Genomic DNA, 25,029 nt, shown 5'->3' with positions numbered 1-25,029 from the left:
GGGAACAATGGCGGTGGATATTCTGGTAACAGGCGCGACTGGCAGGCTGGGAAAGCTCGTCGTCCCACGGCTTCTGGACGCGGGCATAAAGGTCCGCGTGCTGACCCGGCGTCCGCAGGAGGCAATCGGTCTCTGGGGAGGCAAGGTCGAGGTTGCTCAAGGAGATTTCGCCGACCCGGCAACGGTGAAAGACGCGGCACGCGGCGCTCAGAAACTTTTCCTGCTTTCACCGATCAGCGAGACGCTCATCACCCACCAGAGTGCCGCCATCGATGCAGCAAAAGATGCGGGTGTTGCGCGCATCGTCAAGATATCCGGTTCTGACTGGACCTTGAGGAACCCCGACCGCTCCATATCCGGTGCCGCCCATGCAGCGGTAGAGGCGCATCTGGTCGCCAGCGGCATTTCGCATGCCATTGTGAGGCCAAATGCCTGGATGCAGGTGGGGCTTGCCTCGGTCATCGCGGCTGCCGGCAAAGGAGAGGATTTGCCAAGCAGGTATGGACACGCCGCCGTGTCCTACATCGATGCGCAGGACATAGCCGATGTCGCAGTCAACGCCCTGCTTGATGAAACGGTCTCATCCGACCCTCTGGTTTTGACGGGGACAGAGGCGCTAACGATACACGACATCGCGCGCATCGCAGCGCGGATATTACAGCGTCCCCTTGGCGTATCTGCCGCATCATCCGCAGCTCTGCCGACGCATATCGATACATTCGAAAGACGTGCCATCGGCGAGTTCGTGGCGCTGATCGGGGAAGGATTGGCCGCACCTGTGACGCAGACGGTGTCGCGCATCACCGGCAAGCAGTCACGCACTGTGGAGGATTTTTTGCGTCACCATCTGGCTACCGCTGAAACGCAAAAGAACGACCCAAAGGGAGAAAAGACATGGCACTGACTGCGCCGATCACCGGAGACCTGGAACTCAAAGGGCCGTTCGACTTCGCGGAAAGCCCGCTCAGCCGTGCTGCACAACAGCCCTTGATGATGGGACTGTTCCTCAATCTTCAGGACATCAATTTCTCAAGCCTGCCGACCAGCAACAGCTGGACCTTCGACTATAATGTCGAACTGGTAAAACGGGCGGAGGAACTGGGGTTCGAGCTTGTCTTCAGCCGCACGCAATGGCTGCCGAAAGGCGGTTATGACGGGGATTCCTCGCTCGACAGCTTCGTTGCCCTCGGCGCGATGGCGGCGGTAACCAAAAGCATTTTGCTGATTTCGACCATTCATGTGCTTTACGGCCCACTCCATCCGCTGCATCTGGCCAAATATGGCGCAACGCTCGATCACATCGCCAAGGGGCGGTGGGGTATCAACATCGTTACCGGTCACCGCGCCATCGAGCATGAAATGTTCGGCTGGCAGCGCATCGAGCATGACAAGCGCTATGACATGGCAAGTGAGCTTTTCGACGTGCTGCACCGGCTGTGGGGCGAAACCGAGAATTTCTCCCATGAGGGTAAGCTCAATCCATGGGCCATCAGCAATGGCTGGATCACGCCCAAACCTGCCTTTGGCCGCCCGAACTTGGTAACGGCCACCGGCTCCCCGGCAGGTATCGACTTTGCGGCGCGCCATTCCGATTTGGTGTTCGTCACCTCGCCCGGTGGTGCGCATATCGATAGCGCGTTGGAAACGCTTCCCGACCACGTCGCGACCATCAAAAACCGGGCAAAGGCCTATGGCCGGCAAGTCAAGACGATTATCAACCCCATCATCGTCAGCCGTGATACGGAAGCCGAAGCAATCGCCTATGCGGACGCGATCGAGGCGGGTAAGCCGCAGCCTGGCGGTACGCGTGCTTTCGCGGCCACCAATTATGAGAGCGATGCTCACGCCTGGCGCGGACGCGGCGACCCGCGCCACAAGCAGGGACGCAATCTTGGCGGCAACATCGAGATCATCGGCTCACCGGAACAGGTGGTCGAGCAACTGGTGGCGCTGAAAGATGTCGGCATCGATGGCGTTCAACTCAACTTCTACGATTTCCGGGAAGACCTGGAATATTTCGGTGACCGTATTCTGCCGCTGATGAAGGAGGCCGGGCTGAGGCTTTGACGTCTTGTCCCGCTCTTACTGACCAGCATCGCCGAGACCTTGGCAATGCATTTTCTTCCCAATTGCAATGAGGACCAGCCGTGAATATTGCCGTCGATCCCGTCAAAACACCGCCACCTGAGATTATCGATCTGATCGCAACCTATGTTCCTGAACTGGTCGATATCAGGCACGATCTGCACCGCCACCCCGAAATCGGTTTCGAGGAAGTTCGCACATCCGGCATCGTCGCGGAAAAGCTGGCCTCGTGGGGTATCGAGGTTCATCGCGGATATGGCAAGACCGGTCTCGTCGGCGTGCTTCGCGGCAAACATGCGGGCAACCGCGTCATCGGTCTCCGCGCCGATATGGACGCTCTGCCGATGCCGGAGGAAACCGGCCTGCCTTATGCCTCCATTTACCCCGGCAAGTTCCACGGATGCGGACATGATGTTCACACCACGATCCTGCTGGGAACGGCTCGCTATCTGGCGGAGACCCGTGATTTTGCCGGCTCGGTGGTCTTCATCTTCCAGCCTGCGGAAGAAGGCTTGGGTGGCGCGCGTGCGATGATCGCGGATGGCCTGTTCAGAGACTTTCCGGTGGATGAGCTTTACGGGCTGCACAATTCGTCACACGCCGCGCCCAATCATCTCAAGGTATCGCCGGGAACGATCCTGGCAGGGGCTGACTTCTTCGACATTCGATTTAAAGGCAAAGGCGCGCATGCAGCCCATCCAGATGTGGCGCATGATCCCGTGCCCGCAATCGGTGAATTGATCAGTGCGTTGCAGACGATTGTCAGCCGCAATGTGCCGCCCACCGAACCGGCAGTCTTGTCCATCACACGCATCGAAGCCGGGTCCGCCTATAATGTCATCCCCGAAACGGCTTTGATTGCCGGAACGGTGCGGGCGTTTTCGGATACGGTCCGCGAAACCATTCGGTCGCGCATCCACACGATTTCGGAGCATATCGCGCAGGCCCATGGTCTTTCGGCAGAGGTCGACATTCGCGATATCTTCTCGGTTCTGACCAATGACGACGCATCAGTCGACATCGTTGCCGACGTTGCGCGTCAGGTCTTGGGCGAGGCTCGCGTGTCCACGGAGCCCAGCCGCTTCATGGGCAGCGAGGATTTCGCCGATCTGTTGAAACACGCGCCCGGCGCATTTTTTACGCTTGGCCATTCCGGCACCGTACCAGCCCACAATCCCGGCTTCATCGTCGATGACGCAATCCTTCCGGTGGGCGCAACGCTGTTTGCGCGCCTGGTGGAAAGCCGCCTGAAACCGGCCTGATGCAGCACCGCATTTCATAACCAAAACGAAAAGGAAACAATCATGGATTTGACGAGGCGTAAGACATTGCTTTTGGGTGCTGCGCTCGGTGGGGCCACACTGCTGCCATCGCTATCCTTCGCAGCTACACAGACACCCAGCAAAGGCGGCATCGTAACCTTTGCCGGGTTGGGCGAGCCCACGACGCTCGTGCCTTTGTCGGACAGCAACACGCGCACACGCGCCATTTCCACGAAAATCCTCGAAGGGCTGGTGCGGTTCGACAGCGAGTTCAAGCCGCATCCCGTTCTGGCCGAAAGCTGGGATGTGTCCAGTGATGGTCTGCGTTACACCTTCAAGCTACGCCAAGGTGTGAAGTGGCACGATGGCAAAGACTTGACCTCTGCGGATGTGATGTTTTCGCTGCTGGCCTTCAAGAAAGTCGGGCCACGCGGGCGTATCACCTTTGCCAACATCGCCGACGTCGAAACGCCCGATCCGCTGACCGCCATCGTGGTTCTTTCCAAACCCGCACCCTATCTGTTGCGGGCGCTTGTCGGTGGTGAAACGCCGATCCTGCCAGCGCATGCCTATCCATCGGAGAATTACAGTGAAAGCCCGAATGGAAACTCGCCCATCGGCACCGGGCCCTTCATCTTTGAAGAGTGGAAGCGCGGCAGCTATGTGAAACTCAAGCGCAACCCGAACTACTGGCAGGCAGACCTGCCGCATCTGGATGGCTTCATCGCGCGTTTCGTTGCGGACTCTGCATCGGCCACAATCGCGGTGGAGACAGGCGAGGCAGACTACGCGACCGATGTATCCTTCGGCGATCTGGAACGCTTGCGGCAGGATCCGAAACTGGCCGTCGATGTCTATACGGATGCCTATCTGAACAACGCAGCCGTTTTCGAGTTCAATCTCGAAAATCCCATTCTCGCCAAGAAGGAAGTCCGTCACGCGCTGGCGCATGCAATCGACCGCAATTTCATAAACGATGCGATTTTTTATGGCACCGCGAAACCCGCGGGATCGAATATTCCGGCGATATTCACCGCCTATAATGACGAGGCACCGTTCAACTATCCTTTCGATCTTGCCAAGTCCAACGCATTGCTCGACCAGGCGGGCTACCCAAAAGGGGCGGACGGAACGCGTTTTTCGCTTCGGCTCGCCTTCCTGCCGTCAGATGTCTTCCGCAAAACATCCGAATATCTGCGCTCCTCATTCGGCAAGCTCGGGATCAAGGTCGAGACTCTCGACGGCGATCTGGCGACTTTCATCAAGCGTGTCTATACCGAGCGCGGTTTCGATCTGACCGTAAACGGCATCAGCCGCCTGTTCGACCCGACAGCCGGCGTACAGCGGCTTTACTGGTCCGATGGCATCAAGAACCCGGCACCCTATGTCAACGCAGCGCATTACAATAATCCGAAGGTGGACGATCTTTTCCGAGCCGCTGCCGTAGAAAGCGATGAGACAAAGCGCGCCGCGCAGTTCAAGGACATTCAAAAGATCACCGGTGACGAATTGCCGAATTTCTCCATCGTTGCGCTGCCGACTGTCATTTTGCGAAACGCCAATCTGCAATCCCTGGTGACGACCATCGATGTTGCCTATAGCGACCTCGCGACTGCGTGGAAGCAACCGCAAAGTTGATCTACGCCTCTTCTGCTCCCTGGACCCGGCGCTTGCGTCGGGTTTTTTATTGCGCGTTGCTCCGGCAGGTCATTTCCGAACGTTTGCTTCAGAGCGCAATCGGCGAATGCCATTGTCCTTTTGACCCATCCGGAAAAAGGAAATGCCTGGAGAGTAATCTTCCAAAGAACGCTATTTCATCGTTGTTTTTCAGCAAATTTATTCTTCGCATGGCAGCAAAAATACGTTTCTGGACCCGCCATATCTCCCGCGTCAGTGTCGGTTCACCCTAACTATCAATGATGGATGCCCATGGCCAAGGACACGCTTTTTCTCATCGCCCCAGGTTTTGAAGACCCGAAACATCCGGGGGTGACGTTTGTCTGCCCTCATTGCAACCAGATCGAAGGGCTGCTTGCAGCTTTTCCAGATCTTGCCAAACGGCTCGATATTCACCGCGTCGGCTTCACCCGTCCGCGTGAGGCGGTGATTGCGCAGGTTGGCGAGCAGAACCAGTCGCTGCCGCTTCTGATCTTCGCCGAGGATGCCCCCGAAGACGCGACGGTTCACGGCGACAAGCGGTTCGTTCAGGACACGAAACGCATCCTTTCCCTGCTGGCCGAACGACACGGTTTTCCGCAGCTTCATTGATATCGGTCCATTCACTTTACGCCGGAGACAGAGATGAGTTTTTCCAGACGCCAGTTTCACAGAATCGCACTTGCTGCAGGCGCTTTCGTTGCCCTTCCCGGCGGCTCCTTCGCGGCAGCCGAAGAGCCGGTTTCCGGTGGCACGTTAAAGATCGTTTATTTCCCGGAGCCGACCCAGCTCGTCGCGATCAACACCAGCGCTGGCGGGCCGCAATTCGTGGGCTCCAAAATCTATGACGGGTTGCTGACTTATGATTATGACCTGACACCCAAGCCGAGCCTCGCCAGAGAGTGGTCGGTTTCCGCCGATGGGCTGGAGTATGTTTTCCATCTACAGCCGAACGCGAAATTTCACGATGGCAAGCCCGTTACATCACAGGATGTCGCCTTCTCCGTTCTCCGTCTCAAAGATGCGCATCCTCGTGGGCGCGCGACCTTCTCGCAGGTCGAGAGTGTCGATACATCCGATCCGCTTGTCGCGAAACTCAAGCTCGCCAAGCCTTCGCCGGGGCTGATTACGGCGCTGGCATCGTCGGAATCGCCAATCGTACCCAAGCACATCTTCGAAACATTCAAGCCGACCGAGAACCCGAAAACGAACCAGATCATCGGCAGCGGACCGTTCGTTCTGAAAGAGTGGACACCCGGCAGTCACATTCTCTTGGAAAAGAACGCCGATTACTGGGACCAACCGCGTCCGCATCTGGACCGGGTCATCATCAGGCTGATCAACGATGCGGGCGCACGGGCGGCAGCGCTTGAAACCGGAGAGGGCGATATCGGCCCAAACCCTGTGGCACTGTCTGATCTGGAGCGATTGAAAGCCGTGCCATCGCTGCATGTGGATGATCGCATCTATGCCTATGCGGGGCAGCAGAACCAGCTCGTCATCAATCTTGAAAACGAATATCTCAAGAACCTTGGAGTAAGGCAGGCCATTGCGCACGCCATCAATGTTCCCGCTCTCATCGACATCGTTCTTTACGGCTATGCGGTGCCGTCTCCCACGCCCATCAGCCCCGGCCTGCCGAAATTCCACAATCCGGATATCGGCTTTGCCAAGTTCGATACTGCCCTTTCCGAAAAGCTGCTGGATGAGGCCGGCTTTCCGCGCAAGGGAGATGGCAAGCGCTTCAAGCTCAGGGTCACCACCAACCCGTTCAATCCGCAAACCTATTCCGACTTCATCGCGCAAGCGCTGATCAAGATCGGCATCGAGGCAGATATTCAGAAGTTCGATTTCGGCACCTATGTGAAGGTGGTTTATACCGACCGTGCCTGGGACCTCTCGGTGGAGTCGCTCTCCAACACGTTTGACCCGACAGCCGGTGTGCAGCGTGTGTACTGGAGCAAGAACTTCAAGATCGGCCTGCCTTTCTCGAACGCCAGCCACTACGAAAACCCGGAGGTCGATCGGTTGCTGGAAGCGGCCGCGGTGGAGCCCGACATCGAAAAACGTGCCGAGTTGTTCAAGGCATTCCAGGTCATCGTCGCCAGGGACTTGCCGGTCATCAATCTTGTCTCACCCATTCAGCCGGTCGTCGGCAGCGTTAGGGTCAAGGATTATGCCGTGGGCGCAGAGGGATTGAGCGGCAATTTGGCACAGGCATGGCTGGCAAAAGAGGCCTGAGGCACTTGGCGCACTGACGGGTGCGCCAATCATCTTTCGACATATGAACAGGATCGGAAAGACAATGAGCAGAACGTCGGAGAAACTCGTTCTCAACGCATTCATCTATCCCGGCGGCCACCATGAGGCGGCCTGGCGTCACCCGCAGTCGGAGCCACTTCGCGTGACCGATATCAAGCTTTACCAGGATATCGCAAAGCGTGCGGAAGCGGCCAAGCTGGACGCGATTTTCTTTGCGGATGCACCGGTTCTGGATAGCAACATTCGTTATGCCGCGCGGCATCGGCTGGAGCCGATCACCATGCTTGCCGCGCTTGCGGTGGTCACGGAAAAAATCGGCTTCATCGCGACAGCATCGACCACCTATTATGAGCCCTATAATCTGGCGAGGCTGTTTGCCTCCGTCGATCATATCAGTGGCGGTCGCGTCGGCTGGAACATCGTTACAACGTCGGCAGATGCGGCAGCCGCGAACTTCAACCTGGAAAAGCATCCGCCCCATGCCGACCGGTACCGTCAGGCGACCGAGTTTGTCGATGTCGTCACAAAGCTATGGGACAGCTGGGAAGACGACGCCATCGTGGCCGACAAGGAGAGTGGTCTTTTTGCCGATACGGACCGTATCCATCCGGCTAATCACAAGGGTGATTTTTATCAGGTTCGCGGCGCACTCAACCTGCCGCGCTCCCCGCAGGGCCGCCCGATCTATGTTCAGGCCGGATCATCTGAAGAAGGACGGGGGTTTGCTGCCCGTTACGCCGAAGCGATCTTTACCGCACACCAGACTCTCGAAAGTGCCAAAAGCTTCTATTCCGACATCAAGAAACGCGTCGCCGCCGTGGGCCGCAATCCGGCCCATGTCAAAATCCTGCCCGGCATCAGCCCCTTCATCGCCTCGACGGAGACGGAGGCGCGCAAGCTGGAAGCGGAATTCAACAATCTCGTCCAACCCGCCTTTTCTCTGGCGCAGCTGAACCGCATCACCGGCATTGATCTCGGTTCGGCCGATCTTGACAAACCGTTGCCGCGTGAGGTGGTGGAGGCGACACGGGCCCACGCCAACAGTAGCCGTCATCAGCTTGTTCTGGATGTCATCGACCGCGAAAATCCGACCATCCGGCAATTGCTGCACAGGCTGGCTGGCGGGCGTGGCCACAAGGTCATTGCCGGCACGCCGGAGCAGGTGGCGGACTGGATCGAAAGCTGGTTCCGGGAGGGTGCTGCGGATGGGTTCAACATCATGCCGCCATGGCTGACGGGTGGGTTCGACATCTTCATCGATGAGGTGGTGCCGCTTCTTCAAAAGCGCGGCCTGTTCAGGCTGGATTACAAAGGCGATACGTTGCGCGATCATTATGGCTTGCCACGGCCGGACAATATTTATGCTGTGCCGGCCGTTGCGCGCGAAAGCGCCTGACTTGCAATGATGTCAGGCGGCAGCGTTCAAGGAAGGCACATCGTCGCGCAGCAATGCGATGAGTGATGCGATTTCCGGCTGTCGCCGTCTCTCTTGGCTGGCGAGGAGATGATAGCGGCACGCGGTGGGCTGCGGTGAACCGATGGGCGAGACAAGCCTGCCGTTTTTCAACTCTTCCGACACCAGCGATTGACGCACGAGCGCAATGCCGTGACCGGCAAGCGCTGCCTCGATCAGTACCGGTTGATGGGAAAAGCGCGGTCCAAGCTTTGCAAGCCTGATATGAATGCCGCAGGAGCGCAGCCAGTTGGCCCAATCGAAGTCACCATCGCTGCCGCTGCCGCGCAAGATTTCGCCCGAGAGATCGCGAAGCCGTTCCGGATGACCGGTGAGGCGATGACGCGCGGCAAAGTCCGGTGCACACACGGCCAACACGGCGTCGTCAAACAGCGGTTCATAGACGAAGCCCGCGATCCGCTCCCCAGATGCGACGATTGCGCAATCGGCGTCATCCAATTGAAGGCGGTCGAGTGGCCCTTCATCCAGTGTTTCGATGGAGAGTTCCACATCGCCAAGCGCATGGCTGATCCGTCCAAGCCTTGGCGCAAGCCATCGGGCCGCAAAGGATGGGCAGGCAAGGATGCTGAGCCTTGGCCGAGAACCGGCACGCAGAAGATCCGAAAGACTACCGACCATGGTTTCGAACGCTTCCGCCATGCCGGGATAAAGTGCGGCACCGGCATCCGTCAGTGCTAGTTCGCCGCGCTGGCGGCTGAAGAGCGGTTGGCCAAGATGGGTTTCAAGAATCCGAACCTGTTGACCGATGGCGGCGGTCGAGACATGCAGTTCATCGGCAGCGCGGGAAAAACTGGCATGTCGGGCCGCGACGACGAAAGCACGCAGGGCCGTGAGCGGCGGCAGGCGTGAGAGCGTCGGCAATCGCAAGGGCGCGTTTGCTTTAGGCGGAGACAGAAACTCTGTTCTCATGACGGGTTCACTCTCATCATCAGAACACTCGGCCTTCGGCAAGGTGCGTGGTGGTGCCGTTCAAATAATAATCACCGATGACCCGCGCCTTGTGCTGCAACGGATTGTGGTTGTAGACGGTGCGGATATTGCGCCAGTGCCGGTCGAAATTGCGTTCGCTCGACGTGGCCGAGCCGCCGCCCAACTCGTAAATGGCGGTCGCGACGTTCAAGGAAAGCTGAGACGCGATGATCTGAGTGCGGGCAGTGGTGAGCGAGCCATCAATAAGGGCGGCTTCTATCGCGGCTTCATCACCCGTTTGAAACGTCAAAGCCGTGACATCCAGCGTGCGCGCCGCTTCGCGAATCAACGTCTTTACCGCAAAAGCACCGGCGCTGAGCTCGCCAATCGTCTTCTGCACAAATGGGTCCTGATTGGCGGTTTCGGCGGCGCTGTGAAGCGTGGTGCGCGCCTGTTTCAGAACGTATTCAATGCCGTCTCTCACGGCGGCTTGCACTGCGCCCGTGGCAGATGCGGCCAGATGCAATTGCCGCATTGCCGAGCAATGACGTCCAATCAGGCTTCCCAGTCGCCGTGTCGTCAGCTCATGCGGCAAGACCTCGACATTTTCGAGAAGGACGCCACCGCTTGCGGTCATGCGCTGGCCCATGCTGTCCCAGTCATCGAGCACGGTAATGCCCTTGCGATCCAGCGGAATGAGAACGCCAACCGGTTGTTCGTCATCACCAATCGCGCTGAACGACCCGAAATCCGCAAAGGCGGTTCCCGTGGCATACCATTTGCGGCCGTTCAATCTGTAACGGTCGCCATCAGTGCTCAGCCGGGTCGTGATTTCGCCAGGACGCTTGGTGCCCTGTTCCGTACTCGCGCCAGCAAAAAGCTTGCCCGAAAGCACGTTCTCCAGATGCCTGCGGTCTTCAAGCTCGATGGGGCCAAGCGCGATGTTTTCAGTAAAATTGAAATGGCTGCGCAGCGCATGGGGAATATTGCTGTCGGCTTCGCCAAGGATCATCAACAATTCCATGTAATCGGCAATGGAGCCGCCCGGACCGCCTTTCGACTTGGGAATACGCAAGGTTCCAAGTTTCGCCTCCTTGATGCGGGCAAAGACGTCGAAAGGCAATTGCCGTTCGCGCTCGCGACGGGCCGCGTCTTTTGCGGCAAAAGCTGCGATGTCTTTGGCGCGGGACAGAATGTCGTCGCGGCTTGGCACGTCGGACAGGCTGGAGGTTTCTGTGCTGGCTATGTTGGCGTTCGACATCGCATTTGGTCCTTGAGCGGATCGGTTAGCCTGCGGCCTTTTTGTGCCGCAGGCGTTGTCATGATGGCAGTCAGGCAACGGCGCGGGTCTGGACCGGCGCGCGTGGCGCAGGTTCGACATTGCGCGGTACGCGGCCTTCCACCGGATGGCTTGGATCGTTAAAACCGGGCGTCGATGGGTGGCCTGTCGTCACGAGGCTGTCCACCACTGCTTCGTCGTCTGCATCGATGTTCACATCGAGGGCTCTGATATAGCCGTTCCAGTGTTCTTCCGTGCGGGGGCCAGTGATGGCGGCAGTGACGAACTTATTGTTCAACACCCAGGCCAGGGCGAAATCCGCCGCCGAGACGCCCTTGGCCGCAGCGTGCGCTGCAACCTTCTGGGCGATCTCAATCGATTCCGGACGCCATTCCGTTTCTAAAACGCGCTTGTCGCCACGGCCCACGCGGGTATCTGCGCCCGGCTGCTGGCCTGGCTGATACTTGCCAGTCAGCACACCACGCGCCAGCGGCGAATAGGAAACGACGCCGAGGCCATAATGGTCGGCGGCGGGAAGCTGCTCGGCTTCTGCCGTGCGGTTGACGATGTTGTAGAGCGGCTGGCTTGCCACCGGACGATCGATGCCGAACTGGTCTGCAAGATGCGAGATTTCAGCGATCCGCCAGCCACGGAAATTCGAGACACCGAAGTAGCGCAGCTTGCCGGCGCGAATGAGGTCTGCAATAGCGCGCAATGGTTCCTCCAGCGGCGCGTCGAAGACGGCGCGGTGGAAATAGAGAATGTCGATATAGTCGGTGTTGAGGCGGCGCAGGGAGTTTTCGACGGTTTCGATCACCCATTTGCGCGAATGGCCACCCAGATTGGGGCCTTTCTTGTGCGAATTGACGAATTTCGTCGCCAGAACCCAATGATCGCGATGATCCTTGATACCGCGGCCGACAACCTCTTCGGATTTGCCATCGTGATAGACATCGGCGGTATCGATGAAATTGATGCCCTGTTCGCGCGCCTTGTCGATGATGCGGAAGGCGACGTCGTCAGGTGTCGGACCACCGAACATCATGGTGCCGAGGCTCAGGGGTGAAACTTTCAGCGCGCTGCGCCCGAGATAGCGGTAATCGACCATGTTATGTACTCCTTGGATTGTCATTGGGCATAGTGGCAGGCCACGGCGTGGCTCTCACCGAAAAGCTGGTGTTCCGGCGCTGTTTTGCGACAGAGATCGGTTGCCAGTGGGCAGCGCGTATGAAAGCGACAGCCTGAGGGCGGATTGTGCGGGCTTGGAAGATCGCCCGAAATGGGAGCCGCCTGCTTGCGGCGCGCCGGGTCCGGTACGGCGGCCAGCAGTGCCCGTGTGTAGGGATGTTTCGGCGATGCCCATAGCTGCGCCGTGGGTGCCCTCTCTACGATCTTGCCAAGATACATGACCAGCACGCGATCCGAAAAATACCGGACCACGGACAGATCGTGTGAAACGAAGAGATAGGACAGCGATAGGCGGTTCTTCATCTCCACGAGGAGATTGAGTATCTGCGCCTGAATGGACAGATCGAGCGCCGAGACGGGTTCGTCACAAACGACCAGTTCCGGTTCCAAAATCAACGCACGCGCGATGCCAATACGTTGGCGTTGGCCGCCGGAAAATTCATGCGGATAGCGGTCGAGTGCATCCGGCGGTAATCCCACCTGGGCAACGATAGCCTCTACAATCTCGCGCTGCCGCTTGCCGTCTCCAATTCCATGCACCTTCAGCGGTGCGGTGAGGATCGTGCGGACCGTCTGGCGGGGATTGAGCGAGGCAAAGGGGTCCTGAAAGATCATCTGGATGCGACGGCGAATGCCCCGCAATTGCGAGGATGACATTGCCGTCACGTCAGCACCCTTGAAGGTGACCTTGCCGGAAGAAGGTTCCACCAGGCGCATCAGGGATTTGCCGAGCGATGATTTTCCGCAGCCGGATTCCCCGACCAAGGCCACCGTTTCACCGGCCTCGATCTCTAGCGAGACGTCATCGACTGCGCGCACCGTTCCACGACCGCCGGCGTATTCGGTGGAAAGCCTATGCACTGACAAAAGCGCCATGGGAGACCTCCGCCGCTATGGGGTTGACGAAAGGGCACGCTGCCTGTCGGCCCTCGGAAATGGTTCTGAGCGGCGGTACGAATTGCCCGCAGACACCACGTGCGCCCGGACAGCGCGGCTTGAACGAACAGCCTTTTTCGCCGGTTGCCGAAACAATCGACCCGGGAATTTCAAGCAGCGGTCCGTCGCGGTAGTGCTGACCGGCTTCCGCACGCGGCGACGCGGCAAGCAGTCCGCGTGTGTAGGGATGATAGGGGCTGCGGAATACTGGTTCCGGCAAGCCTTCCTCGACTTTTCGGCCCGCATACATGACCATCACCCGGTCTGCCCATTGTGCCACGATACCGAGATCATGGGTAATCAAAATGACGGCCATGTTGAGATCGCGGCGGAGATTGTCGAGTAGCTGGAGGATTTGCGCCTGGATCGTCACATCCAGCGCTGTCGTCGCTTCATCGGCAATCAGGAGCTTGGGATTGCAGGCAACGCCGATGGCGATCATGACGCGCTGGCGCATGCCGCCGGAAAGCTGGTGCGGATAATCATCCACACGCCGTCCGGCCTCTGGAATATTGACGAGGTCGAGCAGTTCGATCGCGCGTTTTCGCGCCTGACGCTTGTCGATTTTCTCGTGGATGCGAAGCACCTCGACGATCTGCTCACCGATGGTCAGGACCGGATTGAGCGAGGTCATCGGCTCCTGAAAGATCATACCGATATCGCTGCCGCGAATGCCGCGCCATTGCCGTTCCGAAAGCGACAGGAGGTTGCGCCCCTCAAGCAAGATCTTGCCACCCACCTTGGCATGAGATGGTAACAGCCCAATCAAACCAAGTGCGGTCAAGGACTTGCCGGATCCGCTTTCGCCGACAATTGCCAGCATCTCGCCAGCCGATACGCTGAAGCTGACACCCTTGACGGGCTGGGCCTCGCCAAAGCCCACGGAAAAATCCTGTACATCGATCAGTTTGGTCATCGGCATTCCTCCGAAAAGCGCGGATTGAGCGCGTCGTTAAGGCCATCGCTGATCAGATTGAGTGATATCACGGTGAAGACGATGGCGAGGCCGGGCAGGGCAGTCAGATACCAGGCGGTGCGGATGACATCGCGCCCAGAGCCGATCATCGAACCCCATGATACGCGGTTGGGATCTCCCAGTCCCATGAAGGAAAGCGCTGCTTCCATCAGGATTGCACCGGCAACCATGACCGACGATGTCACGATGATCGGCGGCAGTGCATTCGGCAGGATTTCCTTGAACACGATGCGCGCATGGCCGTAACCCAGGCTGCGCGCGGCCAGAACATAATCCTTCTCACGGATGGCGCGGAATTCGGCACGCGTCAGCCGGGCCACCATGGGCCACGTGATAATACCGATTGCGGACGTCACGGTTGTGACCGATGGCTGGGCGATTGCGACAAGCACGACCAGCAACACAAAATTCGGCAGGGTCTGAAAGATTTCGATGATCTTGACCAGAATATCGTCCACCAGACCGCCGAAATATCCGGCAAATGCGCCGATGGTGATGCCGATCGTTAGCCCGATGACAGTCGCGACTACGCCGACGGTGAGCGAAATGCGCGCGCCGTGAACGATGCCTGCCATCACGTCACGCCCCATGGAATCTGTGCCGAGCGGATAAGCAGCGTTCTGTCCCGGCCACAAAAAGGGTAGCGTCACCATCTCAAGCGGATCGCCCGGATAGAGAATGGGTGCAAGCAAAGCCGTGACGATCACGGTTGCCAGAAAAAGCAACCCGACAATGGCATTGGGGTTCGTCAGAAAGATTTTCAGTTCCCGCCGCAGGCCCTTTCTGGGCACAGAGACCGTGCGGGCGGAAAGCGCGTCGGGAGCATGCAGATAGGGCCAGGGTTTCTGATCTCCCTTCGGCTCTTTGGCGATGGGGCTGGCGGTTTCGGCTTTCGACTGCTTGGCAATGTCGGCTGCTTGCAGGAATGCGGTGGTATTTGAAGAGCTCATCGGCTTTCTCCGATGCGAGGGTCAAGCCATGCCTGCAACAGGTCCACGGCAGCGTTGACGACGATGACGACGAAAGAAGACAGAAGCAGGATGCCGAGCAGCACGCTGAAATCCCGTGCCATGACAGCTTCGAATGCGAGGCGCCCCAATCCCGGCCAACTGAACACCGTTTCGACAACGACCGCGCCCCCCAGAAGTCCGCCAATATGCATTCCAGCCATGGTGGTGATGGGAATGAGCGCGTTGCGCAAGATGTGGCGTGTGGTCAATTTGAAAGGCGAGACGCCTTTGGCGCGCGCTGTACGCACATAGTCCTGCGACTTCACCTCCAGCATCGCTGCACGGGTCAGGCGCGCATAGATGGCTAGAAAGTAGAGGGCCAGAGAAAGTGCGGGCAGAATGATGTAGCGGATGCGATCCAAGAAGGCATCGAGGCCGGTCAAGCTGCTACCGATAGTGCTGTCACCGCCCGAGGGCAACCAACCGAGCTTGACGGAAAATGTCAAGATCAGCATCAGGCCAATCCAGAAGCCCGGAACTGAATAGAAGATCAGCGATCCGATGGAGATGATCCGATCCGGCAATCTGCCGGAAAAAAGCGCCATGATCGATCCGAGGAAGACACCGACGAAGATGGCGATGCCCAGCGCCGCGCCCATCAAGGCCAGCGTGCCGGGCAGTCTTTGCCCGATCAGGTCGGCGACGGGCATGCCGTATCGCGGTGAAAAACCAAGGCTGAACTGCGCGAGATTGCCGAGGTAGTTCGTCAACTGATGCAGCACCGGCAGATCGAGACCGAAGCGAGAGCGCATCTCCGCCATCGTCTCCACCGTCGCAGAACCTGCTTCTGCCGCAAGCACATCGGCGGCATCGCCCGGCGCGAGCTGAAGCAGGAAGAAGTTCAATATGATGATGCCAAGCACGGTCGGTATGGCCGACAAGGCGACCCGGCGCGCCTGGGATAAAATCCGCTTCGAATTCGACATTGCTTCCCATCCGTTTTGTCTCAGGCGTCAGCACTGCCCGGTTTGAATAGGTTATTAGTTGACTAAAATTATGGAATTTGTCAAAGATATATCGGAATTATTTTCTTAAAAACAGCGATAAAGCCCCGTTTAAGGAAAGATAATTTCTATAATAGGCCGTTATTGGGCGTATGTGCTCATATCTGTCTTCGTCAGAAACGAATTTTCCATCGGGACAAGTTTCGTCGGTCAATGTCGGCGCAGAGAGGAACGTTATATGACTGATTTACATCAAACGACACGACGCGGGTTTCTGCTGGCTTCCGTCGCGCTGGGTGCCGTTTCATTTTCAGGTGTTGGGGCGTGGGCGGTGGAGCCAGCGCGCGGTGGCACGGCAACCTTTCTGCTGGCCACGGAGCCGCCGGTGTTGACCACCATCGCGCATACGGCGGCCAATTCCTTTTACGTCTCCCCCAAGGTGACGGAGGGTTTGCTGACCTATGATTTCGATCTCAATCCGAAACCGCTTCTGGCAACGGAGTGGCAGATCAGCCCGGATGGCCTTCATTATACGTTCAAGCTGCGGTCCGGTGTGACGTGGCACGATGGCAAGCCCTTTACCTCTGCCGATGTGGCGTTTTCCATCAAGACCATCAAGGAGGTGCATCCGCGTGGACGCAATACCTTCCTCAATCTGGTGGATGTCGAAACACCCGATGAACTGACAGCGGTTCTGGTTCTTGCCAAGCCCGCACCTTACCTCATTACAGCACTTGCAGCCGGTGAAACGCCGATCGTTCCAAAACACCTCTATGAAGGTACGAAGGTTCAGGAAAACCCGGCCAATTATGCGCCCGTCGGCACAGGACCCTTCAAGTTCAAGGAGTGGGTACGCGGCAGCCATATCGTTTACGTGCGCAACCCGGATTACTGGGACAAGCCGCGCCCCTATCTCGATCAGCTCGTCGTGCGTTTCATCACGGACTCGGCAGCGCGCAGCATTGCAATCGAATCCGGCGAGATTGATCTGGCACCCGGCACGCCCGTTCCCTACAGCGATCTGGACCGTCTCAAGGCCTTGCCGGATCTCGTCTTCGACACGCAGGGCTACCAATATATCAACAGCGTCAGCCGTGTGGAATTCAACATGGAGAAGGAGTTCTTCAGGGATGTTCGGGTGCGGCGCGCCTTTGCGCATGTCATTGATCGCAACGTCATCTTCAACACGGTCAATTACGGTTATGGCGCACCCATTCCAGGTCCCATAAGCGCGAAGCTGAGCAAATGGTATGTCGGCGACCTGAAGACCTATCCAATCGATCTCAAGGCGGCGGAAGCACTGCTCGATGAAGCCGGATACAAGCGCGGCGCGGATGGCGTGCGTTTGCGCATCAACCTCGATTACGTTCCCGGCGAAGGTTATCCACGTGGTGCAGATTATATTCGTCAGGCCTTGGCGAAGGTCGGTGTGGAGGTCAACGTCAGAAATCAGGATTTTGCGACCTACACCAAGCGCATCTACACCGACCGTGACTTCGATTTCGCCTATGAAGGCATGAGCAACCTGTTCGATCCGACGGTCGGCGTCCAGCGGCTCTACTGGAGCAAGAACTTCAAGAAGGGTGTGCCTTTCTCGAATGGCGCAGCCTATAGCAATCCGAAAGTGGATGCGCTGTTCGAAGCCGCTGCTGTTGAGATCAATCCTGAAAAACGTTTCGCGCAGTGGAAGGAAATCCAGCAAATCCTTGTCGAGGATGTACCGGCGATCGACATCGTCAGCGCGCCGGAAATCACCATCTACAACAAACGACTGGCAGATCACACAGTGGGTGCAGAAGGGGCGGCGGGCAGTCTTGCCTTCGCCCATATCGCCACGTCCTGACCCTTTTCGAAAAGAGCCCATCGCCGCTACGGCGGTGGGTCGTCTTGCGCTCCGTTTTTTCGAAGCGCCGTCCCGCTCTTTTCCTTTGCGCTCGACATAGAGGACATATGATGACAACGCCGCTTTCCGAAATCTGGTACACACGCTGCCCCGTTCCAACGCCCGTCGGTCTGGCTGCTCAATTGGGCTATCTGGAACAGACATTTGCCGAGGTCGGCGTCGCCCTGAAATCGATCATCGATTCGCCGGACCGGGCTATCAGGCAAAGCCATTTCAACCATACGCTGGAATGGTCTTTCCGCCATGGTGGTAATGTACCGCCCATTCGTGCCCGCTCCGAAGGCCGCAACACCCGCCTCGTCGGCATTACCTGGACAGACGAGTTTCAGGCCATCATCACCCTGCCGCAAAGCGGCATCCGCTCCGTCAAAGACCTTGTCGGTCGCCGCTTCGGCGTGCCGCGCAGGCCTGAAGGCATCGTGGATTTCATGGCGGCAACGGCTCTGAAAGGGCTGGTCTCGGCTCTCTCGCTGGAGGGCTTGAAAAGCGACGACGTGGAACTGGTTGATATTCATATTAAGGATTCGATTTTGGCCTCCCAGGAAGGTCCGTCGCTGTTTGGCTTAAAGCGTCGGCAAAGCTTTGGCGAGGAGGTAGCGGCATTGCTGCGTGGAGATGTCGATGCCATCTTCGTCAAGGGAACGGCTGGCATCAGCGTTGCCAATCTGATCGGTGCGGTGCAGGTGGTGGAGTTCGGTTTCCATCCTGATCCGAAGATACGGATCAATTCCGGTTCGCCCCGTGTGCTGACGGTCGACGCTCGTCTCGCAGATGAGCGGCCCGATCTTGTCGAGCGTCTCATCGCGGTCATTCGCAGAGCATCCGACTGGGCCGAGCAGCACCCGGAAGACACCCGCCGCTTCATCGCGCGCGAGGCAGGTGCAAGCGAAGAACAGGTGCTTGCCGCCAACGGGGCGGATGTCCACCGTCATCTTGGCATCAGCCTTGATGACAAACTGGTGGCCGCTGTCGGCCATTACAAGGATTTCCTGCATGAATGGGGCTTCCTCGAAAATGACTTCGATATCGCGGAATGGGTCGATGCACGTTTCATCGATGCTGCCGCTGAGAGGGCCGTCGCATGAGTGCTACCATCTCCGCCGTCAAACGGCCCTCCGAGCCGCTCGTCGATCCGGTATCGATCGCCGCCGATCTGGCGCGGCGTTTTGCCGAAACCGCCGCTGACTATGATAAAAGCGGAGAGTTCGCCGCCGAAAATTTTGCAGCACTCTTCCAGTCCGGACTTCTGGGGCTGGTCACATCGCGTGAAGACGGCGGTCTTGGTGCAGGTCTTGAAATCACGCAGGCCGTGATTTCCACTATTGCCAGCGGGGACCCTTCCACAGCGCTTATTCTCGCCATGCACTACAGCGTGCATTCCGCCATAAGGCGCGGGCGCTGGCCATCCGCGCTTGCCTCAAAAGTTCTGGCTGCGAACGTCGAGGGACCGGCGCTTTTGAACAATGCACAAGCAGAACCCGGTGCTGGCTCGCCCGCTCACGGCGGATTGCCGGAAACGGTGGCGCGGATCGAGGGCGACTTTTGGGTGATCAATGGTCGCAAAAGCTTCGTGACCGGGCTTCCGGGCCTCAAATGGGCCATCGTTCTTGCCTTGACCGAAGAGGTAGCGCCTCGCCTGGTGCAGCTGCTTGTCCCACTCGACAGCGATGGCATCAGCCACGCCCGCGCATGGGAGGCGACCGGCATGTTCGGCACCGCCAGTCACGATCTGGTTTTGACGAATGTGCGTGTGCCGCTGGCTGACATCGTCGCGCAGCAGCCAGCGAACGAACCCCTTCTCCGAGACGAGGCGGATGGCCAGACGTTCTTCACCCTGCTTTCAGCAGTCTATCACGGTGTTGCCCTTTCTGCCCGTGACGACCTGCTACGCCATTTGACCGCGCACGTGCCGTCCAGCCTCGGCGCACCACTCGCCACCATTCCCCGGATTCAGGAACGGATCGGACACATCGAGGTGTTGCTGACTGCCAATAAAAGGCTGCTCACATCGATCGCGCGGGATGTCGATGCGGGTATTCCGATTGGTACGGATGCGTTTGCTCTTCGCCATGTCGTCATCGACAATGCCGTCACGATAACCGATCTTGCGCTTGAGCTCAGTGGAAATCGCGGCCTGCGGCGAGACTACAATCTCGAACGGCATCATCGAGACGCAATCACGGCCCGTGCCCATGCACCGCAAAGCCATATGATCCGCTCCATGCTGGGGCGAAATGCCGTCAGTCGAGTCGCGAACGGGACGCCATCGGACAAGAGTGTTTAAAACCAAAAAGGGCACGCGCTTCTGTCTATCGCGCGTGCCCTCCTAAACGTCAGTGTCGATCCAGGCGCGCGGCCGCCTTGTCACCAATCCACTGGATGCCGCAGACGATGACGATCAGAACGGCCACGACGGCGATCATCACGTTGGTTTCGAAACGCTGATAGCCGTAACGAATGGCAAGGTCACCAAGTCCGCCAGCCCCAATCGCCCCCGCCATTGCGGACGCTCCGATCAGCGTGACCAATGTCACGGTAAAGCCGGCGATGATGCCCGGCAGTGCTTCCGGCACCATCACTTCGCGAATGATGGTCCAGCGATTGCCGCCCATGGCGCGGACCGCCTCGATCAACCCGTGATCCACCTCGCGCAAAGAGACTTCGGCGATGCGGGCGTAATAGGGAATCGCGGCGATGGAGAGCGGCACGATTGCCGCCCATGTGCCAAGCGACGTTCCAACGATCAACCTCGTCAGCGGAATGAGTGCGACGAGCAGAATGATGAATGGAATGGAGCGGAACGCGTTGACGATGGCACCGATGATCCGGTTGATCCAGAGGTTTTCGGCAATGCCGCCTGTCGATGTTATGACAAGCGCAAGCCCAAGCGGCAGACCGACGATCAGGGAGATGACGCCGGATGCAAAGGTCATCAATGCCGTTTCCCAAATGGAACGGATCAGAAGTTCGATCATGATGTCAGACATAACCCAGCACCTCCACACGAGCCCCAGCGGAAACCAGTTTGCTGGTAATGTCCCTCAACAAACTCTCATCGGAACGAGGAACGGTCAGGAAAAAACGGGCAACCGGTTGCGATTGAATGTGTTCAACACCGCCTTCCAGAAGGCGCACTCCGCGCGAAAAAGAGGCCCCGAGATCGTTGAAAAGCTGGCTCTGGGCATAAGCACCGACCATATCGATACTGATAAGGACATCTGCGCCGTTCTTTTCGTCCAGCGTGCGGCTGATATGTTCAGGCAGTTGAGGCCGGTTGCCGGCAAGCAGACTTTTCGTGATCTCCGCAACAGGATGTGAGAACACCGACCACACATGACCTTCTTCCACGATCCTGCCCGCATCGATGACGGCCACGCGATCTGCAATTGCGCGGATGACATCCATCTCATGGGTGATAAGGACGATTGTCAGGCCAAGCTTGCGGTTGATATCCTTGAGCAGGGCAAGAATGGAGCGGGTTGTTTCTGGATCAAGCGCAGACGTTGCCTCGTCAGACAGCAGCAAAGCAGGCTTTGCGGCCAAGGCCCGGGCAATGCCAACGCGCTGCTTCTGTCCGCCTGAAAGCTGGTTTGGATAGGCTTCCGCCTTGTCCGAGAGGCCCACGAGCTCCAGCATTTCGCGCGCACGCGCCAACCGCTCAGCCTTGGCCATCCCCTCTATTTTAAGAGGAAGGGCGACATTGGCTTCAACGGTCTTTGCCGACAGAAGGTTGAAGTGCTGGAAAATCATACCGATCTTGCGACGCAGCGGCTGAAGCTCTCGTTCCGGCAGCCCATTGATCTTGCGGCCGTCGATGATGATATCGCCGCTGTCGGCACGCTCAAGGCCATTGAGGCAGCGAATAAGCGTTGATTTTCCTGCGCCACTTCTGCCGATGATGCCAAGAATTTCGCCCTGCCGCACACTCAGCGAAACCCCGTCTAAAGCGGATACCGTACCAAAGCGGCGGTGCACGTCGTGCAACCGGACGACCTCTGTCGCGGCCTCTATCGACTCTTGTGGTGCTTGAACGATGTTGTGACTGTTCATTGTGTGTTCCTACAAGCAAAGGCGGCACGGAAGAATCCGCGCCGCCTTTTCGCTTTTGTCTTTTCAGCTATTAGTAAGCGCTCAAGCCTGTTCCGCGATAAACCTTTTCGAACACGGCCTTTACGGCATCGTTCTGATAGGCTGCGACCAGTTGCTTCACCCAAGGCTGGCTTTCGTCAGCCTGCTTGACGGCAATGAAGTTGCGATATGGGTTATCTGCAATAGGTTCCTGCGCAATGCGGTTATCTGGGCCAAGACCGGCCTTCAAAGCCCAGTCCGTGTTGACGACAGCTGCATCCAAATCATCAATGGAACGACCGACAATACCCGCGTCGAGCTCCTTGATTTTCAGCTTCTTCGGGTTTTCAGTAACATCCGCCAAAGTTGCCAGGATGCCGGTGCCATCTTTCAGCTTGATCAGGCCCTCATTCTGAAGAAGGCGAAGTGCACGGCCCTCATTGGACGGATCGTTCGGCACGCCAACTTGCGCCCCTTCCTTCAGATCAGCCACGGTTTTGTGCGTCTTGGAGTAAAGCCCGATGGGCCATACACCAGTGTAGCCAACTGGTACGATCTTGTAGCCATGCTGCTTTACCTGATTGTCGAGGTATGGCTTGTGCTGGAAGGCGTTGGCGTCGATCTCGCCGCGTTCCAGCGCTTCATTTGGCTGTGTATAGTCATTGAAGATGACGGTTTCGATCTTGAGACCGCTTTTTGCTGCCTGCTTGGTGACCTCGCGCCAGACGTCTTCGTCTTCCCCGCTGATAATGCCGACCTTGATCGCCTTGTCGGCTGCATGGCCTGCCGCAACGCCGGTCACGCCAGCGGCTGCAACTGCAAGCAGTGCCGTCAAGCCAGCGCGGCGGGTGAAGGAGATGGTGTTTCCAAGAATCTTTTTCATTGTTGTCGCCCCTTAAGCTTTCGAAGCAATTGCTTCTCACCTTTTGGAGAATGTCAGAGACGGTTACTCAAAACGACGCAGCGTCGTTTATTTTGCAGTGCGGAAGAGAAAAAGGTTTCCGCGTCGTCTCACAGGCTTAAAATAATCTACTTCTTTAGTCGATTATATCTCGAGTGCAGATAAATCGAAGGCGGCGCAATGTTTTCCTAGACTGACGCTTCCAGTTCCTGTGAAGAGAACAAAAGTTTTATCGATTTTCATAATATGCGCAGGATTTTCTAATCTGAATAAGGAGTAGAAAAACACAGACGTGGACCTGTTTGCCAAAATTGAGCATTCTGGCGTCAGTGCTTGAGCGTGCTGGCAACGTTATTATCGGCTTCTCATGACTTTGAACTGCGGATGTCGTGATCAGCTTCATTTGAGATTTTGGCGGATTGGTCCACGGAGAAGGCATGTGTACCACCTTGATTGTACCCGGTCTCAACGGGTCCGGGAGTGACCACTGGCAACACTACTGGTTGCAGGATGACTCCGGCGCTGGGCTCGTTGATCAGAAGAATTGGCAATGCCCTGTTCTTGAAGACTGGTTGGAGTCTTTTGAGCGGGCTTTGGCAAAAACGGATCATGCCTATGTCGTCGCTCACAGTCTCGGCTGCATTCTCGTTGCCAATATGGCCGGACGACCACTCGCCGCCAAGATTAGAGGTGCTCTTCTCGTTGCTCCTGCCCAGCTTGAACGGGTAGAGGCGTTGCATCCATGCATCGTAAGTTTCGGTGCGGCTCCGATCGAGCCGCTCCCGTTTCCAAGCGTCGTCATCGGCAGCGACAACGATCCCTACATGACGACCGAAGAATTGGAGTCGGCCAGCTCCCTATGGGGCAGCACCCACATTAATCTCGGTTCAGTCGGGCATATCAACGTTGCAAGCGGGTTTGGTCGCTGGTCGCAGGGTTACGATCTCATGGATCGTCTCAAAGGGGCGGGTTTGCCCAATCAAGTAAGCCGTGTAACCGACAATCGAGCCTTTGCATAAGACATCCGTTTCTTGATGACGGGAATTCATTCTGGAGACTCATTATGCCTCTCTCCCATATTCGTCAGTTTTCGTTCCTTATTCCAGGGAATTACGATGATGATGACCCAGCCCGTGGGATGGAGGACACATTGCAGCTTTTTGAGCAGGGCGAAAGGCTGGGTTATCACACGGCCTCCGTTCGGCAACGACATCTCGAGCGGGGTATTTCTTCCGCAGCTACGTTTCTCGCCGCTGCATCGCAACGCACGAAAAGAATTGGGCTCGGTACGGCTGTCATTCAACTCGGTTACGAAAACCCGTTCCGCCTGGCGGAAGATCTTGCAACGGTCGATGTGCTTTCCCATGGACGATTGAATGTCGGCGTATCCGTTGGTGCGCCACCCTTCGCGCAGTTGATTTCGGCCTACACCGATTCTGCGCCGGAGACGGATTATACCCATAATCGGGCGGAAAAACTGGCGGCGGCCTTGCGGTCTGCTCCCCTCTCAGTGCGAACGGACGCTGGCAATGCGGCCGGCGCGCAGGTCCCGCGGCTGCGGCCGTTTGCAAAAGGGCTGACCGATCGCCTGTGGTATGGTGGCGGTTCGCAGAGTTCAGCGCGCTGGGCCGGGCAGGCGGGTTTTAATCTTCTGACCGGAAACATCGTCAGCGGCGAAAACACCGACGATTTCATGACCGCACAGGCAGCACTCATCACTCGTTTTCGTAATGAATGGGTACATGAGCGTGAGCCGCGGGTCGCACTTGGCCGCGTGATTTTGCCAACCGATAGCGCAGACCCGCAAACGCGCCGCCGTTACAGGGAGTTCGCAGCTCAACGCGACAAGCGCACCGGTGTGCCACACGGGGACCGCCGAACGTTGTTTCTGCCAGATATCGTCGGTACCACGGAAGAGATTTTCGAAACACTCTCGCGTGATCCCGTCTTGCCGCTCGTCTCCGAGTTGCGGCTGGAACTCCCTTATGAATTTCAGGCGGAAGACTATCGCCAGATCATTGACGACTTTGCCAGCGCCGCATTTCCTGCCACACAACAGACGACAAAGAGCGTTGTTAAAGCGCTTCCATCGTAAGACAATATTTTTTCCGTTCACACGCAAACGTAGAACGAACATCCTTTATTAGTTTAGTAAATCGGTAGACTAATCGGTCAT

General features: G+C 57.6%; 22 protein-coding genes. 12 read left to right on the top strand and 10 right to left on the bottom strand.

Annotated features, from left to right (window positions below):
• Positions 1 to 7: 7 nt before the first annotated feature.
• The 7 genes from RRU01S_RS21305 (at position 8) to RRU01S_RS21275 (ending at position 8,661) form a co-directional block, all read left to right on the top strand.
• Positions 8 to 904, top strand: coding sequence for an NmrA family NAD(P)-binding protein (locus RRU01S_RS21305; RefSeq protein WP_045232238.1), 897 nt, complete (start codon positions 8 to 10; stop codon positions 902 to 904).
• Positions 895 to 2,067: an LLM class flavin-dependent oxidoreductase gene (locus RRU01S_RS21300; protein ID WP_045232237.1), complete on the top strand. Its 1,173-nt coding sequence runs from the start codon at positions 895 to 897 to the stop codon at positions 2,065 to 2,067. The genes RRU01S_RS21305 and RRU01S_RS21300 overlap by 10 nt, the downstream gene beginning before the upstream one ends.
• Positions 2,068 to 2,147: 80 nt before the next feature.
• Entirely contained in the window at positions 2,148 to 3,347 is a 1,200-nt protein-coding gene (locus RRU01S_RS21295) for a M20 aminoacylase family protein (protein ID WP_045232236.1), read from the top strand.
• A gap of 42 nt (positions 3,348 to 3,389) precedes the next feature.
• Positions 3,390 to 4,985 carry an ABC transporter substrate-binding protein gene (locus RRU01S_RS21290; RefSeq protein ID WP_045232235.1) on the top strand — a complete coding sequence of 532 codons (1,596 nt, stop codon included), beginning with the start codon at positions 3,390 to 3,392 and terminating at the stop codon, positions 4,983 to 4,985.
• Between the two features lie 291 nt (positions 4,986 to 5,276).
• Complete coding sequence (locus RRU01S_RS21285; protein ID WP_045232234.1) at positions 5,277 to 5,615, top strand: DUF3088 domain-containing protein; 339 nt, start codon at positions 5,277 to 5,279, stop codon at positions 5,613 to 5,615.
• Between the two features lie 33 nt (positions 5,616 to 5,648).
• Positions 5,649 to 7,244, top strand: coding sequence for an ABC transporter substrate-binding protein (locus RRU01S_RS21280; protein ID WP_045232233.1), 1,596 nt, complete (start codon positions 5,649 to 5,651; stop codon positions 7,242 to 7,244).
• Between the two features lie 64 nt (positions 7,245 to 7,308).
• Positions 7,309 to 8,661, top strand: coding sequence for an LLM class flavin-dependent oxidoreductase (locus RRU01S_RS21275; RefSeq protein WP_045232232.1), 1,353 nt, complete (start codon positions 7,309 to 7,311; stop codon positions 8,659 to 8,661).
• Between the two features lie 12 nt (positions 8,662 to 8,673).
• Here RRU01S_RS21275 and RRU01S_RS21270 read toward each other — a convergent pair whose 3' ends face one another.
• From RRU01S_RS21270 to RRU01S_RS21240, 7 genes are all read right to left on the bottom strand, one after another.
• Positions 8,674 to 9,648, bottom strand: a complete 975-nt coding sequence (locus tag RRU01S_RS21270; RefSeq protein ID WP_045232231.1) for a LysR substrate-binding domain-containing protein — start codon at positions 9,646 to 9,648, stop codon at positions 8,674 to 8,676.
• A 19-nt stretch (positions 9,649 to 9,667) separates the two neighbouring features.
• Positions 9,668 to 10,909, bottom strand: coding sequence for an acyl-CoA dehydrogenase family protein (locus RRU01S_RS21265; protein ID WP_045232230.1), 1,242 nt, complete (start codon positions 10,907 to 10,909; stop codon positions 9,668 to 9,670).
• 70 nt (positions 10,910 to 10,979) lie between these two features.
• Complete coding sequence (locus tag RRU01S_RS21260) at positions 10,980 to 12,035, bottom strand: aldo/keto reductase (RefSeq protein WP_045232229.1); 1,056 nt, start codon at positions 12,033 to 12,035, stop codon at positions 10,980 to 10,982.
• Positions 12,036 to 12,055: 20 nt separating this feature from the next.
• Positions 12,056 to 12,991: an ABC transporter ATP-binding protein gene (locus RRU01S_RS21255; protein ID WP_045232228.1), complete on the bottom strand. Its 936-nt coding sequence runs from the start codon at positions 12,989 to 12,991 to the stop codon at positions 12,056 to 12,058.
• Positions 12,969 to 13,967 (bottom strand): ABC transporter ATP-binding protein, encoded by a 999-nt coding sequence (locus tag RRU01S_RS21250; protein WP_045232309.1) that lies wholly within the window; start codon positions 13,965 to 13,967, stop codon positions 12,969 to 12,971. The genes RRU01S_RS21255 and RRU01S_RS21250 overlap by 23 nt, the downstream gene beginning before the upstream one ends.
• Positions 13,964 to 14,977 carry an ABC transporter permease gene (locus tag RRU01S_RS21245; RefSeq protein WP_045232227.1) on the bottom strand — a complete coding sequence of 338 codons (1,014 nt, stop codon included), beginning with the start codon at positions 14,975 to 14,977 and terminating at the stop codon, positions 13,964 to 13,966. The genes RRU01S_RS21250 and RRU01S_RS21245 overlap by 4 nt, the downstream gene beginning before the upstream one ends.
• The gene (locus RRU01S_RS21240) at positions 14,974 to 15,963 is read right to left on the bottom strand and encodes an ABC transporter permease (protein ID WP_045232226.1); all 990 of its coding nucleotides are present in this window, start codon (positions 15,961 to 15,963) and stop codon (positions 14,974 to 14,976) included. The genes RRU01S_RS21245 and RRU01S_RS21240 overlap by 4 nt, the downstream gene beginning before the upstream one ends.
• A gap of 256 nt (positions 15,964 to 16,219) precedes the next feature.
• Here RRU01S_RS21240 and RRU01S_RS21235 point away from each other — a divergent pair, with 256 nt between their 5' ends.
• The 3 genes from RRU01S_RS21235 (at position 16,220) to RRU01S_RS21225 (ending at position 20,168) form a co-directional block, all read left to right on the top strand.
• Positions 16,220 to 17,824: an ABC transporter substrate-binding protein gene (locus RRU01S_RS21235; protein ID WP_045232225.1), complete on the top strand. Its 1,605-nt coding sequence runs from the start codon at positions 16,220 to 16,222 to the stop codon at positions 17,822 to 17,824.
• Between the two features lie 110 nt (positions 17,825 to 17,934).
• Entirely contained in the window at positions 17,935 to 18,969 is a 1,035-nt protein-coding gene (locus tag RRU01S_RS21230; RefSeq protein WP_045232308.1) for an ABC transporter substrate-binding protein, read from the top strand.
• Entirely contained in the window at positions 18,966 to 20,168 is a 1,203-nt protein-coding gene (locus tag RRU01S_RS21225; RefSeq protein ID WP_045232224.1) for an acyl-CoA dehydrogenase family protein, read from the top strand. Before RRU01S_RS21230 ends, RRU01S_RS21225 begins: the two co-directional genes overlap by 4 nt.
• Before the next feature lie 49 nt (positions 20,169 to 20,217).
• Here RRU01S_RS21225 and RRU01S_RS21220 read toward each other — a convergent pair whose 3' ends face one another.
• The 3 genes from RRU01S_RS21220 to RRU01S_RS21210 form a co-directional block, all read right to left on the bottom strand.
• A complete protein-coding gene (locus RRU01S_RS21220; protein WP_045232223.1) occupies positions 20,218 to 20,871 on the bottom strand; it encodes a methionine ABC transporter permease in 654 nt (217 codons plus the stop codon).
• On the bottom strand, positions 20,864 to 21,934 hold the full coding sequence (locus RRU01S_RS21215; protein WP_045232222.1) for a methionine ABC transporter ATP-binding protein: 1,071 nt from the start codon (positions 21,932 to 21,934) through the stop codon (positions 20,864 to 20,866). The genes RRU01S_RS21220 and RRU01S_RS21215 overlap by 8 nt, the downstream gene beginning before the upstream one ends.
• Before the next feature lie 70 nt (positions 21,935 to 22,004).
• A complete protein-coding gene (locus tag RRU01S_RS21210; protein ID WP_045232221.1) occupies positions 22,005 to 22,835 on the bottom strand; it encodes a MetQ/NlpA family lipoprotein in 831 nt (276 codons plus the stop codon).
• A 455-nt stretch (positions 22,836 to 23,290) separates the two neighbouring features.
• On the opposite strand from RRU01S_RS21210, the gene RRU01S_RS21205 reads away from it, so the two are divergent.
• Together RRU01S_RS21205 and RRU01S_RS21200 are read left to right on the top strand one after the other, a co-directional pair.
• Positions 23,291 to 23,872, top strand: coding sequence for an alpha/beta hydrolase (locus RRU01S_RS21205; protein ID WP_045232220.1), 582 nt, complete (start codon positions 23,291 to 23,293; stop codon positions 23,870 to 23,872).
• 44 nt (positions 23,873 to 23,916) lie between these two features.
• On the top strand, positions 23,917 to 24,948 hold the full coding sequence (locus RRU01S_RS21200) for an LLM class flavin-dependent oxidoreductase (protein WP_045232219.1): 1,032 nt from the start codon (positions 23,917 to 23,919) through the stop codon (positions 24,946 to 24,948).
• Positions 24,949 to 25,029: the final 81 nt, after the last annotated feature.

Origin of the sequence: Agrobacterium rubi TR3 = NBRC 13261, assembly GCF_000739935.1 — a bacterium.
GTDB classification, from domain to species: Bacteria; Pseudomonadota; Alphaproteobacteria; order Rhizobiales; family Rhizobiaceae; genus Agrobacterium; species Agrobacterium rubi.
The sequence above is the reverse complement of the archived record's forward strand: the minus strand, read 5'-3'. Positions and strand labels throughout refer to the sequence as shown.

Excerpts from the sequence above, each read along its gene's own strand:
- RRU01S_RS21305 (WP_045232238.1), top strand. The coding sequence starts at position 8 with ATGGCGGTGGATATTCTGGTAACAGGCGCGACTGGCAGGCTGGGAAAG.
- RRU01S_RS21300 (WP_045232237.1), top strand. The coding sequence starts at position 895 with ATGGCACTGACTGCGCCGATCACCGGAGACCTGGAACTCAAAGGGCCG.
- RRU01S_RS21290 (WP_045232235.1), top strand. The coding sequence starts at position 3,390 with ATGGATTTGACGAGGCGTAAGACATTGCTTTTGGGTGCTGCGCTCGGT.
- RRU01S_RS21285 (WP_045232234.1), top strand. The coding sequence starts at position 5,277 with ATGGCCAAGGACACGCTTTTTCTCATCGCCCCAGGTTTTGAAGACCCG.
- RRU01S_RS21280 (WP_045232233.1), top strand. The coding sequence starts at position 5,649 with ATGAGTTTTTCCAGACGCCAGTTTCACAGAATCGCACTTGCTGCAGGC.
- RRU01S_RS21275 (WP_045232232.1), top strand. The coding sequence starts at position 7,309 with ATGAGCAGAACGTCGGAGAAACTCGTTCTCAACGCATTCATCTATCCC.
- RRU01S_RS21270 (WP_045232231.1), bottom strand. The coding sequence starts at position 9,648 with ATGAGAACAGAGTTTCTGTCTCCGCCTAAAGCAAACGCGCCCTTGCGA.
- RRU01S_RS21265 (WP_045232230.1), bottom strand. The coding sequence starts at position 10,909 with ATGTCGAACGCCAACATAGCCAGCACAGAAACCTCCAGCCTGTCCGAC.
- RRU01S_RS21260 (WP_045232229.1), bottom strand. The coding sequence starts at position 12,035 with ATGGTCGATTACCGCTATCTCGGGCGCAGCGCGCTGAAAGTTTCACCC.
- RRU01S_RS21255 (WP_045232228.1), bottom strand. The coding sequence starts at position 12,991 with ATGGCGCTTTTGTCAGTGCATAGGCTTTCCACCGAATACGCCGGCGGT.
- RRU01S_RS21250 (WP_045232309.1), bottom strand. The coding sequence starts at position 13,967 with ATGACCAAACTGATCGATGTACAGGATTTTTCCGTGGGCTTTGGCGAG.
- RRU01S_RS21245 (WP_045232227.1), bottom strand. The coding sequence starts at position 14,977 with ATGAGCTCTTCAAATACCACCGCATTCCTGCAAGCAGCCGACATTGCC.
- RRU01S_RS21240 (WP_045232226.1), bottom strand. The coding sequence starts at position 15,963 with ATGTCGAATTCGAAGCGGATTTTATCCCAGGCGCGCCGGGTCGCCTTG.
- RRU01S_RS21235 (WP_045232225.1), top strand. The coding sequence starts at position 16,220 with ATGACTGATTTACATCAAACGACACGACGCGGGTTTCTGCTGGCTTCC.
- RRU01S_RS21230 (WP_045232308.1), top strand. The coding sequence starts at position 17,935 with ATGACAACGCCGCTTTCCGAAATCTGGTACACACGCTGCCCCGTTCCA.
- RRU01S_RS21225 (WP_045232224.1), top strand. The coding sequence starts at position 18,966 with ATGAGTGCTACCATCTCCGCCGTCAAACGGCCCTCCGAGCCGCTCGTC.
- RRU01S_RS21220 (WP_045232223.1), bottom strand. The coding sequence starts at position 20,871 with ATGTCTGACATCATGATCGAACTTCTGATCCGTTCCATTTGGGAAACG.
- RRU01S_RS21215 (WP_045232222.1), bottom strand. The coding sequence starts at position 21,934 with ATGAACAGTCACAACATCGTTCAAGCACCACAAGAGTCGATAGAGGCC.
- RRU01S_RS21210 (WP_045232221.1), bottom strand. The coding sequence starts at position 22,835 with ATGAAAAAGATTCTTGGAAACACCATCTCCTTCACCCGCCGCGCTGGC.
- RRU01S_RS21205 (WP_045232220.1), top strand. The coding sequence starts at position 23,291 with ATGTGTACCACCTTGATTGTACCCGGTCTCAACGGGTCCGGGAGTGAC.
- RRU01S_RS21200 (WP_045232219.1), top strand. The coding sequence starts at position 23,917 with ATGCCTCTCTCCCATATTCGTCAGTTTTCGTTCCTTATTCCAGGGAAT.